Origin of the sequence: Candidatus Fonsibacter ubiquis (assembly GCF_002688585.1) — a bacterium.
GTDB lineage: Bacteria > Pseudomonadota > Alphaproteobacteria > Pelagibacterales > Pelagibacteraceae > Fontibacterium > Fontibacterium commune.
This window is the reverse complement of record NZ_CP024034.1, coordinates 602,477-616,679: the sequence shown is the minus strand read 5'-3', so window position 1 is coordinate 616,679 and position 14,203 is coordinate 602,477. Positions and strand designations below refer to the sequence as shown.

The following is a 14,203-nucleotide window of genomic DNA, read 5'->3' as shown; positions in this document are numbered from 1 at the left end:
AAAATCAATTAATAACATAATAAATGTACCATTTAAAAATAGACCAAGCATTTAAAAAATTTTCAAAAAAACAAGGCCTTATTCCAAACCCCGCTCAACTAGAGTTAGTTAAAAATTTAGAAAACTTAATTGAGGATACAAAACCCTCTCTGCTTAGTTCGTTAGGAAATATTTTTGCAAATAAAAAAACAAAGGGATTTTATTTATATGGTGAGGTGGGTTCTGGCAAAACTATGATTATAAATTTATTTCTTGATCAATTTAAAAATCTTCGCGTTTACAGAGCTCATTTTAACAAATTTATGGTGGATGTTCATAACCGTCTTCATAAAAAAAAGAATGAAAGTAGCGTTATTCCAAATATTGTAAAAAATTTAAAGGCTGAATATGACATTATTTTTCTAGATGAGTTTCAAGTTACTAATATTGCAGATGCAATGATTTTAGGAAAATTACTTGAACAATTTTATAGTAAAAATATTTTTATTATAACAACCTCCAATGTTCGCCCTGATAATCTGTATTTAGGTGGACTTCAGCGTGGTCAGTTCTTGACCTATATTGAGATGATCAAACAGAATAGCACTATCTATTCTTTAGATACTGGTGCTGATTATCGTCAATTATTTTTAAATAAAAAAAATAAATTTTTTCCACTTACAAATCCGCAAGCTAAAAAAATGTTCAATGATGTCTTACTTGGAACTTTAAATGGTAAAAAATTTTCAACTACCACTTTAACGGTTAAAGGAAGGAAAGTGGTTATTAAAAATTTTGTCTCCAATATTGCAAAATTTGATTTTAAAGATTTATTTTTTGAAAGTTATTCTGCTGAGGATTATATTGAGATGAGCAAAATTATAAAAATATTTTTTATTGAAAACATTCCAAATTTTAATGAAGATTTAATTAATGAACAGTACCGTTTTGTTAATTTTATTGATGTAATCTATGATAATAAATTAAAACTTGTTGCAACGGCTGCCACAGAAATTAATAATCTTACAAGTAGTTCTAAGGTTCAAAAAATCTTTTCAAGAACCCTTAGTCGATTGAAAGAATTAACTGCAGTTCGATAGTCTTTAATAAAAATTTATGAATAATCTTATACTTTTTATAAGTACATTAATTTGCTGGTCGCCAACTTGGTATTTAATTAAATTTCAATTTGGTGTTGTTGATCCTTTAATTTCAATTTTCTATCGTTTTCTTATAGCAAGTGCCATTGTCTTTATTTTTTTAATACTTTTTAAAAAAAAATTATTATTTAATCTTCATCAACATTTTTGGTTTTTACTTTTAGGGGTAACTTTATTTTCTCTCAATTACATATTTTTCTATCTAGCAAATACCTATTTAATTAGTGGAATTGTCACCATCGCTTTTTCAACAATTTTAATAATGAATATATTAGGCGAGAGAATTTATTTTAATATTAAAAGCTCAAAACAAACATTAATTGCAGCAGGATTTGGAATTATAGGAATTTTAATTATTTTTGAAAAAGAATTATTAAATTTTAAAGTTGAAGACAAAACCCATATTGGAATTATTTTATCATTTATAGCAACCTTTTGGGCATCCACCGGCAACCTAATTCATCAAAAAAATTTTAAGGATAAAATTCCATTTATTCAATCCATTGCCTATGGAATGTTTTATGGATCTGTATTTACTTTAATTGTTGCAAAATTTAGAGGAGCAGAACTTATTTTTGATTATTCATTTTCTTACATTTCATCTCTTTTATATTTAGCCATTATCGGCTCAGTGGTTGCTTTTTATTTATATTTAAAATTATTAGAAAGCATTGGTTCAGCTCGGGCAGGGTATATGGGTGTGGTTATGCCAATTATTGCACTAATTATTTCAACAATTTTTGAAGGTCTACAATGGACTAATAATTTAATTTTTGGACTACCGGTGCTCATCTTTGGATGCGTGCTTATTCTTAATCAAAAATCAAAAAATATTTAAAAATAAATAGCTTTATTTTGCTAAAAAAAATAGAGCGAAGCAAGGTCCCGCTTCGACTCATAAGCCTCAGATGTTTTATTTTAATTTAAACTAAAGATAATTTTTTTGCTTGTTCTAAAAATAGAGTTGCGCCTTTTTTGCAATTTTCAATCCAATCTATTTTTGCGTTCTCATTTGCTTCGTCTGAAATAAATTTAAAACATCTAAATTTTACATTTTCTTTTTGACAAACTTTAGCAATTGCATAAGCTTCCATATCAACAACATCAACATTCATCTCAATTCTTGATGTGACAAAGCTATCTCCGGACCCACAAGAATAGCCATTATTTGATAAAATAATTTCTTTAATGTCATCAAAAGGAGTTTCTCCTAACGCAAAGTTTAAGCCTCTAGCATCCATGTCTCTTTGATAAAACTTTGTACATTCTATTAGCCCATTCAAATCTTTTCTTAATGATCCAGCACTACCAAAATTAATAACCTCGAGTGGCTTATATTTAATAATTAATTTTGTAACATGATAGGCTGCATTAATTTTTCCTGCACCAGTATAATTAAAAAAATTTAGCCCTGGAGTTTCTTCTTTCAATGCAGCAATAAATAATCTTTTCATATTTAATGTATAGTATATCAATAATTTTTAATGAATTTAAAAAAATTTGTAAGATCTATTCCTAACTATCCTAAAAAAGGAATTTTATTTAGGGATATTACTTCATTAATTGAAGACTCAAACGCATTTAGTTATGTATTAAAAAAAATGCATAAAATCTCCGAAAAAATAAAACATAATAAAATAGTAGGCATCGAATCCAGAGGTTTTATTTTTGCCTCAGCTTTAGCTTATTTGAATAAAAAACCTTTAGTTCTTATTAGAAAAAAGAATAAATTACCTGGAAAAAAAATCTCTCAAAAATTTAATTTAGAGTATGGAACTGACACAATTGAAGTTCACAAATCTTCTTTAAATAAAAACGACAAAGTAATTGTTATAGATGATTTAATAGCAACCGGTGGTACAGCTATTGCCTCGGCTAAACTAGTTGAAAAATGCAAAGCAAATGTAGTGGCTTTTATATTTCTGATTGATTTGTATGATTTACAGGGAAATAGAAAACTTAAATCTAAAAATTATAAAACTTTTAAACTAATAGATTTTCCAGGACATTAATCCTTTTCGATCGCTATAATTTATTTTTTGGACCACTATTGCTCATTTTTCGATTTGTGCTCATTCTTTATCAAGTATCAAAAAATATTTAAAAATAAAACACCTTTATTTGGCGTTAAAAGGTGAAAAATTTTTTTAAAAAAAATATTTTTACTAAATTTTTTTTAAATACGTATAGCGACCGAATACTCCTTGCTATGCATGTCTATGTGACATACGCATCGGCCTCGATCAATCAAACAAAAAAGGAAATATGCACAACATTATTGATACAGCTGTAGAAGCTGGATCTTTTAAAACACTAGCAGCTGCAGTAACTGCGGCAGGTTTAGTGGATACATTAAAAGGCACAGGTCCATTTACAGTTTTTGCACCTACAGATGATGCATTTGCAAAATTACCTGCTGGCACATTAGAATCTTTACTTGCTGATGTTCCAAAACTTAAATCTATTCTTACATATCACGTTGTTGCTGGCAAAGTGATGGCAGCAGATGTAATGGGTTTAAATGGTAAATCTGCAAAAACTGTAAATGGTGCTGATGTAAAAATTAGTACAGATGATGGCGTTAAATTAAACGGAACATCTAAAGTTACAAAAACAGATATCGAATGTACGAATGGCGTTATTCATATTATCGATACTGTAATTCTTCCAGCCTAAGTATTTTACAAAAAAATAGTTAAATATTAAACATCCAGCTGTAAAGCTGGGTGTCGCTGCCACAAACCATCTTCAATAAAAATCTAAATTTTAATAATAACCTTTAAAATTTGGATCATTAAATTTATTAGGCTTACTCTCCTTTTTTATAATAATTTCATTAGGATCGCAGGGTCTAATTTTGTGCCAATTTTTTTTAATTTCCTCTGGAGTCAGCCCATCATTATAAGGAATACAATTTTTATTAGTCACTGGAGGACTAGTTTTAATGACAGGAGCAGGTTGTTCTGGTTTTTTTTCCTCAGCATTAATAGCTGTTTTATTTAACTCCTCTTTTATCTCCTTATTATAAATTGGTTTAATTGTTTCTTCATAAAATTTATCCCCAAACTCTTTTCTTCCAAAACATTCAATTAAAACTTTTGCTAGTTCTTCACTATAGGGTTCTTTTGGATAGGGTGTGTATTTTATAAGTAATTTAAACATATTTTTATAAAAATGTTCATTACTATCCCTATAAGATAAATCGGTTTGAGATAAATTATTATAAAGAGAATCTGCTTTTTCTTTAGTAGATTTAATTTTTTTATCCCTAGCCGTTAGAAACTTGTTTTTGTTCATATAGCTCCTTTCCAAATCTATCTAATTTATAATAATCATAGATTTTTATATATTTTGCATGAATTGAAGTTTCTAATCTTGAAAGTTTTTCAAATGCATTTACACCTATACAATCTCTTGCATAGACCATACCCATCACTTCTGATTTTTTATTAAGATCATTGAGCTCTTTTTCAATCTCATATTTATTTAAGATTTGAGTATCTTCAATGTTAAAGGCTTTTTCTAATAGAATACGTGTTTCGGCATTCATTAAGCCATTTCGTATTAAATTTATTCGCTTTAAATCCCAGCCATGTTTTATGATCATAAATGCAAGATCTACTTGAACCACTGTTTTTGGATCTAATTGATCAATCATTGAATTTCGGTAACGATCAAATTCACGTTTATCTTCACCAAAAATAATAAATTTATCTGAGCTAAAACCACTCTTGATCTTACTTTTTGATATTAAATATTTGGTTTTTTCTGTTTTTCGAGGTGGAAAATTTTTCTCCAAAACCTCTTTGAAGGATATCTTCGACTCCATCTGATCGTTTTTTTTGTTCTTTTTCATTTTCTTTTGTAAATTAAATTAATTTTCTGACACGCAGCACAATTGCTGGGTCAGCCGCACATTTTTTCTTTCTAAATTCTTTCTGATTGTGGTCCCGACGATCAACTTTGATGCGGGGCATAGTTAGAAGCAACTATGAAACTATTACAAAATAAATTCTGTAATGATTAATAATACTTTATGCAACTACCGATTGTCAAGAATGCTAAAAAGTTAATATTAGTAATGATTATTTAAAAAATTGTATAAGATTTTACAGGATAAATTTTCATTTTTTTAGCATCAAGTTTACTTTGATATATTTGTCATCAAAAGTTTAGCGAGCTAATTTAGCCATGAAATACGGCTCTTTCATTTGTAAAATTTTATATATATAAAAATATTGCTAATAAATTAATTAGAACATAGCTTATTGGTCCAAATCTTCTTGCGTAGTAACCAACAATATTCTGATCTTTTTTTGAAATTAAATATTTCCAATGGGAATATATACAAAGAATAGTTGCTGTGCCTGCAAAAAAATATGAAACTAAAATAAAAACATCTAAATATGTAACGTAACTAAGTTTTGGAATATCCTGTTCAAAAATAAAATTATAAGCTATTAAAGCTAATAAAGTTACAACTGTCACATTCACTTTTGCTTGTAGTTCAGAAACTTTAATCCAAAAAACAGACCAAGTTATTACGATCAAAAAAATTACAGGAATCATAATCTTAAAAATATAATATCCAAAATTTCTTTCAGCAGTAATTTCAACAACAAATCCTGAATATTCATATTTATCTTCTTTTGTTATTATATTTTTAAAATGAACATCTTTGACTTTCCAGCCAGGAATATTTAACCCATCTTCGCCGTCTGCTTTGTAAAGTTCCTTTTTATGTGTATTCATTTTTTTATTTGGAATAAACTCTACAAAATTAATTGGAAATTCTGAAAATATGTGAAATGAAAATGTTTGTTTATCAAAAGGGAATTTTGAAAAATCTAATTCTTTTGTTCTAAACTCGGAGCTTGTTCTTACTCTTGCTTGAATTGTTCCATTGCTGAAAATTTCAATCCAATCAAATCTTTCTGAATATTTTGGAGTTTTTTTTTGATTATAAATTTCTACAACTGGATCAAATAACTTTCTTTTTGCTCCCCAAATTGAACTTACTTCATAATCACATAAATATGTAGGTTCATTTGTTTTTTCATATTTTCCTAATTTTTTTAATAATTCAATTACTCTATCATCAGTCCAATAGATCCAAAGAGTATATACAGCGTCAAAGCTAAAAGATTTCCCATCAACATTATTAATTTCTTCTACTAAAAGCTCTGTGTCAATTTTCAAAGGGGTTTTATTAGGTAAATTGGGAAAATTCAAATTATCATATAATGTATTACAAAACTCAGCTCTAAGACTATCTTTTGAATATTTAAATTGATTAATTGAAAATGCAGTGGATTGATAAAATATAAATAAAAAAAGAAAAATAAATTTTTTCACAAAAATTAATAATTATTTTTGTATAAATTTTCATTCATTATAAGCCTATCAAAAATTAATTACAATTTATTATTAAAGATAATAAAATAATGAGGTTATATTTATTAATTTTAACGAAAATTATATAAGCTATTAAATTTAAATAAATATAATTTTATTAATCTTATGGATTTATTAAAATTAGCAATACTATCTAATTGATCTAATCATTTGAGATACGTAGCTGTTCATCAATTCGCAAGTTCTAGAATTTTTGCAAGTTGCTGTGAAAGTTGTAAAACCAGCACTTGTTTGAAGTTGATATTGAACTAGGTATCCTTCTTTCGAACTCACACTATCATGAATCAAAAACACCGCTTGTTTAAATTTAGGACTAAATTTATTTGTAAGTTCACAAGTATACTGTTCGAGATTTTTTTTAAATACTTTGGAATATTCTTTCTTGTATAAAGGACAAAGGTCCCGCATAGGGATTGAAAGGATATCTCTTTTAAAATCACCCGATGTGTCATTTACTATATTAATAGTATGACTGCCGGGATCTTCCATCTCTGGTGAAAAAAAATACTCTATATTCATATTTTGTTTAGAAGATCCGGCCATTAAATCATTAAAAGCATCTTTATCGATTTTAGAACCTTTATATTTTCTGAGTAAATCATCTAAATTCTGATTTTGAATAGCGATAAAATTTGATGGGACAGTAATATAAAAACCGAATCTAGACCTAATCTCTTCTTTAGCAAGTATTACTGAGTTCCAAAAAAATAATGTAAATATTATAATTAAAATTTTTTTCATTTAATTAACTTATACGAGGATTTTAACTTATTCCATTTGTTTGAAATTAAGGAGTTTTTTTTCTAGTCTAACTAGTATAAATAAAGCTTTAAAAACATTGACATAATCATCCTAAACATCAACTTTGAAGATGTTATGAAATTAATAATATTTTTGAAGTAATAAAAAAATTTTTAATCTTAGAAGTTATTAAAAAAAAGTATAATATTGATCAATAATAATGAATAAAATATTTTTATTTTTATTTTTTTTAGCATTAACTATTTTTCCAGAAAGAACATTTGCACTTATTTATGATAATAAAACAAATAAAGGACTAAGTGTTGGTGAAAAAAGTGATGCTGGATACACTAATGAGCAGGGTTATTTTGGAATAAATAATTCATACTTTGAAAATTGTAAGAAATTAAATGCTAATGTAAATGGTCTTAAGCAAGGAAAAAAAATTCATTATGATAAATCAAATAGACTTATAGCAATAGAAAACGGTATTTTTGATTGCGCATATAATATTAATAATCAAATTACTTTTTACTTACAAGAAGGCTTAATAGAATATCATGATAGAGACTCAATTGTACTTCATTACAGGATTGAGGGTGACAAACAATATATTTATGAAAAAACTAATGGTGTTTGGCTATCATATACAAAACCTAGAAATTATCCCGCCCCAGGACCTGTAAATTATAAACAGGCCACGACAGTTGAGATTAAGAATGCCGAAAAGCTATTTATTTTTTACAAAAATTTAGATTTTTCAAGCCGCTCTGCAAAAATTTACGGAGATAAAATCTTTAATACCGAAACTTCAAATATATCAAATACAAGCAAAACATCCGCATCTTCAGTAAATCAGTCAAAATTACCAAATTGCGTTGGTAGTTATAATAAAAAGACCTGGACAAATTGCTACGGAATTTACAAGTGGTCTGATCCTGCCGATAGATATGAGGGAGAATATTTAAATGGAGATAGACATGGATTTGGAACATATATTTATGCCAATGGAAATAAATATTCTGGAGAATACAAGAATGATCGTCCAAACGGCAGAGGAACTATAACTTTTTCATCAGGAGATAAGTATATAGGTGAGGTAAAAAATGGAAAGCGACACGGTACAGGGACTTATTTTTTTTCTGACGGCGAAAGATTGACAGGAACATGGAATGAGAATGAGTATGCTGATGCAAAGAATTATAGAAAAGTAGAAAATGAAAATTCAAATTTCACAAAAAAAACAAAATCTACAGAGAGCGCAAAATTAAAAACAAGTAGTAGTATAAAAGAATATTGGTGGGTATTGATATTACTAATAGGAGTAATTTTCTTTGTATATACACAAACAAAAAAAGATTTAAATCTTAACTCGGAAAGATCTTTTAAACCTAGAGTAAGAGAAGGTAAAAATTTTATTATAAGCTTTTTTAATGGTCAAGAATCTTTAGGTTTTTCATTTTGGATAATGTATTCACTATTAACTTTAATAAATTTTTTTTTATTTTCAATTTTAGATGATTATAGTTCAAAACAAAATCTTGATTCATTGATACCAGGGATTTTTGCATGGATAGTTGTAGGTTGCTATGTTTTTTCAAGTATAGGAACTTGGAGAAGCGCTACTAATTATAAATTACAAAAAATTAGAATTAGAGAAACTTTTGGCTGGGCAAACGTAATTTATGTAGTAATAGTTGCTACATCTATTCTTTTTGGAATTGGATTTATCCAAGGAATGTTAGAAGGTATTTAATTTTTTTTTATTTTACCTGTAGGAAGTTTCGATCTTGCTAACTATTTTATATAGTTGATAGGATAAAAAAATCATAATTATTACAATAATTTTTTCAACGTGCGGAAAGTCTACGCCTAATAAAAAATTATAACTACCATGCAAAATTATAGGGACTAAGATTGAGTAGCCTAAAAACTTTATATTTTTACTATATTTATAAAATGCAAAGAAACACCCCATAATAACACCATTGAAAATATGCATTGGTACCGCAGAGTAGATTCTGACTAGGGATACATAAAGTTGGTATCCCTTATCTTTATTTGTAAACACATATGTATAATTTTCGTGTATAGCGAAACCTAAGGATACAATCATTCCAAAAATTAAAATATAAGTTGGCTTAACTATTTTATTATGCTCAAGAACAAAAAAATATAAAACAGAAAATTTTAATAATTCTTCAACTAATCCGCCAGCAAAAAAACCAGTTAATAATGCATTATTGACTGGATTGTTATTTGAAAAATTTTCTAAAATATAAGAGTTAAACTCACCAGCTGGAAAAGCTATGAATAAACCAATTACAAATACTTGAAAAATAAGCGAATGAATATTTTTGTACTCAGTGGCGAAATAAAAATATAAAAAAATGAGTATGGCGGGCAAAATTGTAAGATAAAGTATCATTTTTTTTTAAATTATTTATTTTCAATGTATTAAATGCATATATACTCGTAAATATATTTAAATTTTATCATAATATTTTTACTTTATGTCACAAAAAAAAGAGTTAGAAAAAAAAATATCAAAAATAGTTAAATCGGAATTAGATAAAAATAATTATGAAGATACGGCTTGGTTGAAAGCTTTTAAAGAGGCAAGAGGTGATAAAAATGAAGCTCGAGCAATTTATATTGAAATCAGAACAAGAGATTTAGAAGATGAATTTTATGAGGAGCAAGAAAGGATAGAGGCTGAACGAATTGAGAGAGAAAATAAAATTGAGCAAGAAAGAATCGATAAAGAAAATAGAATTTATGAGTTGCGTGCTAAACGAGATGAGTTAAGAGAAAATAGAAGAGTTAAAAATTTAGAGAAATCTTACTCTAAGAAGGAAAGTAATTTAAGAAGTTCATCTCAGAATGAAAATAGTTTTATTGAAACAAAAATTAAACCTTTTATTCGAGGTGAGGAGTCTTTAGCTTATAGTTATTGGGGCATCGGCGTTTTATTGGCAATTATTTTAGCATTGCCATTGTTTATATTTGAAAATCTTAAATCAGATTCTGCGGCTATTATTTTAGGTCTTTATGCCCTTGCCTATATTATTTTTACAATTTTTGTATCTATTGGAATTTGGCGAAGTGCAGGATTTTATGTTATTGAAAAAAATAAAAAAAAAGAAAATGGGTTCTGGGGTTATGCCGCAAGAGTATCTGTCGTACTTGCAATAATAAGATTTTTTGTAGAGATAGTAAAAGAACTTAAATAATATTCTTAAATTAAACTAACTTTTACAAACATAACTTAAAAGTATATCACCAGCTGTTTTTTTTTCATCCATTGTTGTCCATTCAGGATTTTTTATATCAAATTCGTCTAATTTTTTTCCCTCACCTTTCTGTCCGTCATACATTATCATTTTTAACAATTGAAATTTAAAGTCTCCACAATCAACTTTATTGTAAGTAATAACTGACCTAACTTTATCACCATCTTTTTTTAAATAATCTGCTAGCACCCAATAATATTTATAATACTTTTCTGTTTTAATAGATGAAGTGTCCACATAAAAATGTGTATCGTCATTTATGGTTCTTGAAATTCTTTTCCAGTTATTTTTCAACCCTTTTTTATATTGAGAAGAATTATCAGTTGGTAATTTTGTATTTTTTAACTCTAAAGCTTTTGCTTCAGCATTTTTTAACTCTAAAGCTTTTGCCTCAGCTTGCTGCCATTGAGTTAATCTTATAACTTTGTCATTTTCTTTTGTAATTATACAATCTCTAAAACCAGCTTTAATACAAAATTCTATAGCAATTTGATTCGCTCTAAGCTGTGTATTTCCTGCCCCATAAGCTCCTCTGTCGTATAAATGTCTAATATTATCTGATTTAGCTTCTGCACTATAATAAAAACCTTTTAGTAAAGATTGTCTTCTAAAATCATCATAATTTGTTGCATCAATTATGGTTGTGCAACTCACCAAAAAAAATAAAATTAAATAAAAAAAATAATTCATCTACATAGTTTATATTTAGATTTAACATTAAATTCCAATACTAGAAATTTATCTAATAAAAAAACATAAAAAATAGCTTAAATTATCATTTTTTACTTATCGTTAATAAAGACATCATAAGATATATTTTAAAAATGAGTATTAGTTTTGTAGCAATAATCTTAATTTTACTATTAATTTTAACTAGTTACTTTGGTATTTATTTTTCAAAAAAGCAAAAATTTTTAAGAGATATCTCCTCTACAAGAAATACTTTGGTATTAATAGGTATTTTAATAATCATTGTATTCATTATTCAATTAAAACTAGAACAAGATATTCCTTATTCAATTGGTTTTGCTTTAGGTTTTGTTTTGCCTTTACCATTTTTTATGGGTCTTCTTGGAATAATTACTATGAAAATATTTTCTAAAAATTATATAGCTACAAAAGAAGACTATTGGTCATCATGTTTTTTTTCACTTATTTGGTCTTTTTTTTCTTTAATTTTATTTATTCAAGATTTTTAAAAAAAAATGATTAAAAAATAATAATCTAATAACTACAATCTCAATTAATAGATTAAATTACTCCACAGCCACAATAGGTATTAAGCTTTAATTTCTTTATAATTTCTAGCAATTTAGAATCATTTTAATCATAGTTTTATGAAAGCTATAGTCATTCATTTTGAGAAAGCTCGAAAGAAAATAAGAGATAATAGACGCCATCGATATAATGCTCGTGATGCTTACATTCATTTTCTATATCAGAAGAAATATAAAATAAATTCAGAATTAAGTGATTTATATATGAAATATCTAGGTGAACTTAAAACTTGGATAGAGTTTAAAGAAGCTTTACCCAAGCTTGAACCAGAGTTACTACATTATTCAGTAGTTCATTACTTCTTTGCCTGGCATCGATGTATGGGGCAATTATTTGATACAAGTATGTTTCAAAAACTTGGATTTTATTATCAATTTAGATATTCGAAGGAAAAATATAGAAAGATCTTCTACTATATAAATCATCCACGTATAGTGAAATCAGGAGATAAGATTGATCAGTATAAACTTTTTAATCTTATAAATGAGTTAAAAGTAATTAAATGAAAAAAATAATATTTATTATATTAGCTTTAACATCAAGTGTTTATGCTAATGAACTAGAAAGAATTCTAGATCAGGCGAATAAGTATACTGTTAAAATTTATAATTCAACTGACACACCATTTCTTGAGGACTCTTATACCCCAAGTGCTGGCTCGGGGTTTTTAATTGATAAGGCAAATGGGATTATAATTACAAATGCTCATGTTGCATCTTATTCGCCTGCATTAAATCGAGTTAACTTTAAATATTCAAATCCCGTCCAATCCAAACAAGCTTATATCGATCCTGAATTGGATCTTGCATTTTTAAAGATTGATCCAAAATCTATTCCAAATAATGCAGTTGAGGCAAAGCTACATTGTAAAAATAATTATAATCAAGGACAGGAAGTTGTTGCCTTCGGCCATCCAGCGGGAAAAGATTTTACTATTACAAGAGGAATTATTTCAGCCGTAAGGTTTGAAAGTGATTTTTTTGAGTCCATTCAAACTGATGCTGCAATAAATAGAGGAAATTCTGGAGGTGCACTTATAGATGTAAAATCAGGACTTGTTGTTGGAATTAATTCATTTGGGATTCAAGAGAATGAAGGACTTAATTTTGCATTACCATCATATACAGTCTGCAAAGTTATTGATTTATTTAAGAATAAAAAAGATCCATCCCCATTAAATTTTAATGTGATCTTTGCAAACAATAAAGAACAAGGAAAATTCTTGAAAGTGTCTGAAGTTTTAACAAACGATAATCAATTAAAAGTGGGTGATGAGATAATACAGATTGATGGAATAAAGATTGAAAATCCAACACAGCTTTCCCATGAAACAAGGGGAAAAACTAATGTTAATTTAAAAATTATCAGAGATAATAAAGAGCAAGAACTTAAATTAACCTTAAAATCAAAAGGCAGTATCACAGACAGAGTTGGTCTGATTTTTTCTAATGTAATAATCTCTGATAAAGCATCCTCAACAAGACTTGCAATCAATCAGAGGATGGCAAATCCAAAAGGAAATTTAGTTGTACAAAATTTAAGAAGTGGCCCTGCATCAGGAAAACTTCGAAAGTTTGATGTTATTATGTATGTGGATGGAAAAGAGTTTAAAAATGTTCAGTCATTACATGATTACTTAAAAGACAAGAGAGAGATTGAAATATTCTTTAGAAGGCCGGCACTCAATGAACAAGAAAAAGTTAATTACACAGACTTTCATGATAAAATAGAAGTCAGGGATGTAAAAATGCTGAGGTTTGAATAGTAGTTAAAATTATAAATTTAATTTTTGCTCAAAATACAGAGTTTATTGATTTAATATAATCAAAATAATGTTTGTTTTTATATTTTAGATTATGTACTAAAATCTCTTTTTACTAAATGCCCTAATAGCTCAATTGGTAGAGCAACTGATTTGTAATCAGTAGGTTTGCGGTTCAAGTCCGTATTAGGGCACCATCACTGGTTTTTAAAGGTTGATCGGATTGCAATTCTAAAAAAAAAAGTTCCTAAAATTATTCCACCATAAACTATAAGCAGTGGATAAAAATCATGGTTTGCTAATGCAGCATACCAAGGAGCAAGGGTTAGAATAAATGGAAAAAAAATTAATCCTAAAAAAGCAATAATTGGACCAAAAACATCTTTCACCACTGCAAAACAAATAAACAATCCCCAAATTCCACTGATTATATAAATTAAGATGGAAATGAGAAAAAGGGGACTTAAACGTATTCTTTTAAATCTTGGGCGAAAAGTTTCTTCACGGTTAATTCTTTCAGCCTCAACCTCTTTAACTTCTATAATTTCTTTTTGTTTATCTTCAGACAATTTTAA

17 protein-coding genes and 1 tRNA gene are annotated in these 14,203 nt (G+C 27.4%); 10 read left to right on the top strand and 8 right to left on the bottom strand.

The genetic code is table 11. The features are described from left to right. The first annotated feature begins 23 nt into the window (after positions 1 to 23). Both zapE and CR143_RS03475 read left to right on the top strand, forming a co-directional pair. Positions 24 to 1,079 (top strand): cell division protein ZapE, encoded by a 1,056-nt coding sequence (gene zapE, locus CR143_RS03480; protein ID WP_099340448.1) that lies wholly within the window; start codon positions 24 to 26, stop codon positions 1,077 to 1,079. A 16-nt stretch (positions 1,080 to 1,095) separates the two neighbouring features. Then, a complete protein-coding gene (locus CR143_RS03475) occupies positions 1,096 to 1,977 on the top strand; it encodes a DMT family transporter (protein ID WP_099340447.1) in 882 nt (293 codons plus the stop codon). Positions 1,978 to 2,062: 85 nt separating this feature from the next. Here the strand turns inward: CR143_RS03475 and CR143_RS03470 are convergent, their stop codons facing one another. Further along, positions 2,063 to 2,593 (bottom strand): 5'-methylthioadenosine/S-adenosylhomocysteine nucleosidase family protein, encoded by a 531-nt coding sequence (locus CR143_RS03470; protein ID WP_099340446.1) that lies wholly within the window; start codon positions 2,591 to 2,593, stop codon positions 2,063 to 2,065. 30 nt (positions 2,594 to 2,623) lie between these two features. Between CR143_RS03470 and CR143_RS03465 the strand changes: the two genes are divergently transcribed. Both CR143_RS03465 and CR143_RS03460 read left to right on the top strand, forming a co-directional pair. Beyond that, entirely contained in the window at positions 2,624 to 3,151 is a 528-nt protein-coding gene (locus tag CR143_RS03465) for an adenine phosphoribosyltransferase (protein WP_099340445.1), read from the top strand. A gap of 253 nt (positions 3,152 to 3,404) precedes the next feature. Further along, positions 3,405 to 3,815: a fasciclin domain-containing protein gene (locus CR143_RS03460; RefSeq protein ID WP_099340444.1), complete on the top strand. Its 411-nt coding sequence runs from the start codon at positions 3,405 to 3,407 to the stop codon at positions 3,813 to 3,815. A gap of 90 nt (positions 3,816 to 3,905) precedes the next feature. Here CR143_RS03460 and CR143_RS03455 read toward each other — a convergent pair whose 3' ends face one another. From CR143_RS03455 to CR143_RS03440, 4 genes are all read right to left on the bottom strand, one after another. After that, on the bottom strand, positions 3,906 to 4,436 hold the full coding sequence (locus CR143_RS03455) for a hypothetical protein (protein WP_099340443.1): 531 nt from the start codon (positions 4,434 to 4,436) through the stop codon (positions 3,906 to 3,908). After that, positions 4,408 to 4,995 carry a hypothetical protein gene (locus CR143_RS03450; protein WP_099340442.1) on the bottom strand — a complete coding sequence of 196 codons (588 nt, stop codon included), beginning with the start codon at positions 4,993 to 4,995 and terminating at the stop codon, positions 4,408 to 4,410. Before CR143_RS03450 ends, CR143_RS03455 begins: the two co-directional genes overlap by 29 nt. A gap of 365 nt (positions 4,996 to 5,360) precedes the next feature. Continuing rightward, on the bottom strand, positions 5,361 to 6,494 hold the full coding sequence (locus CR143_RS03445; protein ID WP_099340441.1) for a ligand-gated ion channel: 1,134 nt from the start codon (positions 6,492 to 6,494) through the stop codon (positions 5,361 to 5,363). Between the two features lie 189 nt (positions 6,495 to 6,683). After that, positions 6,684 to 7,295: a hypothetical protein gene (locus tag CR143_RS03440; protein WP_099340440.1), complete on the bottom strand. Its 612-nt coding sequence runs from the start codon at positions 7,293 to 7,295 to the stop codon at positions 6,684 to 6,686. Between the two features lie 220 nt (positions 7,296 to 7,515). On the opposite strand from CR143_RS03440, the gene CR143_RS03435 reads away from it, so the two are divergent. Continuing rightward, entirely contained in the window at positions 7,516 to 9,051 is a 1,536-nt protein-coding gene (locus tag CR143_RS03435) for an MORN repeat-containing protein (RefSeq protein WP_099340439.1), read from the top strand. Between the two features lie 12 nt (positions 9,052 to 9,063). Here CR143_RS03435 and CR143_RS03430 read toward each other — a convergent pair whose 3' ends face one another. Next, the gene (locus tag CR143_RS03430) at positions 9,064 to 9,723 is read right to left on the bottom strand and encodes a PrsW family intramembrane metalloprotease (RefSeq protein WP_099340438.1); all 660 of its coding nucleotides are present in this window, start codon (positions 9,721 to 9,723) and stop codon (positions 9,064 to 9,066) included. A gap of 85 nt (positions 9,724 to 9,808) precedes the next feature. Here CR143_RS03430 and CR143_RS03425 point away from each other — a divergent pair, with 85 nt between their 5' ends. Beyond that, complete coding sequence (locus tag CR143_RS03425) at positions 9,809 to 10,528, top strand: hypothetical protein (protein WP_099340437.1); 720 nt, start codon at positions 9,809 to 9,811, stop codon at positions 10,526 to 10,528. Between the two features lie 15 nt (positions 10,529 to 10,543). Here the strand turns inward: CR143_RS03425 and CR143_RS03420 are convergent, their stop codons facing one another. Further along, positions 10,544 to 11,278: a surface-adhesin E family protein gene (locus CR143_RS03420; RefSeq protein WP_099340436.1), complete on the bottom strand. Its 735-nt coding sequence runs from the start codon at positions 11,276 to 11,278 to the stop codon at positions 10,544 to 10,546. Between the two features lie 134 nt (positions 11,279 to 11,412). Between CR143_RS03420 and CR143_RS03415 the strand changes: the two genes are divergently transcribed. The 4 genes from CR143_RS03415 (at position 11,413) to CR143_RS03400 (ending at position 13,825) form a co-directional block, all read left to right on the top strand. Further along, positions 11,413 to 11,787, top strand: coding sequence for a hypothetical protein (locus CR143_RS03415; protein WP_099340435.1), 375 nt, complete (start codon positions 11,413 to 11,415; stop codon positions 11,785 to 11,787). A 138-nt stretch (positions 11,788 to 11,925) separates the two neighbouring features. Then, positions 11,926 to 12,372, top strand: coding sequence for a hypothetical protein (locus CR143_RS03410; RefSeq protein ID WP_099340434.1), 447 nt, complete (start codon positions 11,926 to 11,928; stop codon positions 12,370 to 12,372). Next, complete coding sequence (locus CR143_RS03405; RefSeq protein ID WP_099340433.1) at positions 12,369 to 13,631, top strand: S1C family serine protease; 1,263 nt, start codon at positions 12,369 to 12,371, stop codon at positions 13,629 to 13,631. Before CR143_RS03410 ends, CR143_RS03405 begins: the two co-directional genes overlap by 4 nt. 118 nt (positions 13,632 to 13,749) lie before the next feature. Next, positions 13,750 to 13,825, top strand: a tRNA-Thr gene (locus tag CR143_RS03400). Here the strand turns inward: CR143_RS03400 and CR143_RS03395 are convergent. After that, positions 13,826 to 14,197: a hypothetical protein gene (locus CR143_RS03395; RefSeq protein WP_099340432.1), complete on the bottom strand. Its 372-nt coding sequence runs from the start codon at positions 14,195 to 14,197 to the stop codon at positions 13,826 to 13,828. Between the last annotated feature and the right edge of the window lie 6 nt (positions 14,198 to 14,203).

Bases quoted from the DNA above. Each gene is read 5' to 3' on its own strand.
- zapE (WP_099340448.1), top strand. From the start codon at position 24: ATGTACCATTTAAAAATAGACCAAGCATTTAAAAAATTTTCAAAAAAA.
- CR143_RS03475 (WP_099340447.1), top strand. From the start codon at position 1,096: ATGAATAATCTTATACTTTTTATAAGTACATTAATTTGCTGGTCGCCA.
- CR143_RS03470 (WP_099340446.1), bottom strand. From the start codon at position 2,593: ATGAAAAGATTATTTATTGCTGCATTGAAAGAAGAAACTCCAGGGCTA.
- CR143_RS03465 (WP_099340445.1), top strand. From the start codon at position 2,624: ATGAATTTAAAAAAATTTGTAAGATCTATTCCTAACTATCCTAAAAAA.
- CR143_RS03460 (WP_099340444.1), top strand. From the start codon at position 3,405: ATGCACAACATTATTGATACAGCTGTAGAAGCTGGATCTTTTAAAACA.
- CR143_RS03455 (WP_099340443.1), bottom strand. From the start codon at position 4,436: ATGAACAAAAACAAGTTTCTAACGGCTAGGGATAAAAAAATTAAATCT.
- CR143_RS03450 (WP_099340442.1), bottom strand. From the start codon at position 4,995: ATGAAAAAGAACAAAAAAAACGATCAGATGGAGTCGAAGATATCCTTC.
- CR143_RS03440 (WP_099340440.1), bottom strand. From the start codon at position 7,295: ATGAAAAAAATTTTAATTATAATATTTACATTATTTTTTTGGAACTCA.
- CR143_RS03435 (WP_099340439.1), top strand. From the start codon at position 7,516: ATGAATAAAATATTTTTATTTTTATTTTTTTTAGCATTAACTATTTTT.
- CR143_RS03430 (WP_099340438.1), bottom strand. From the start codon at position 9,723: ATGATACTTTATCTTACAATTTTGCCCGCCATACTCATTTTTTTATAT.
- CR143_RS03425 (WP_099340437.1), top strand. From the start codon at position 9,809: ATGTCACAAAAAAAAGAGTTAGAAAAAAAAATATCAAAAATAGTTAAA.
- CR143_RS03420 (WP_099340436.1), bottom strand. From the start codon at position 11,278: ATGAATTATTTTTTTTATTTAATTTTATTTTTTTTGGTGAGTTGCACA.
- CR143_RS03415 (WP_099340435.1), top strand. From the start codon at position 11,413: ATGAGTATTAGTTTTGTAGCAATAATCTTAATTTTACTATTAATTTTA.
- CR143_RS03410 (WP_099340434.1), top strand. From the start codon at position 11,926: ATGAAAGCTATAGTCATTCATTTTGAGAAAGCTCGAAAGAAAATAAGA.
- CR143_RS03405 (WP_099340433.1), top strand. From the start codon at position 12,369: ATGAAAAAAATAATATTTATTATATTAGCTTTAACATCAAGTGTTTAT.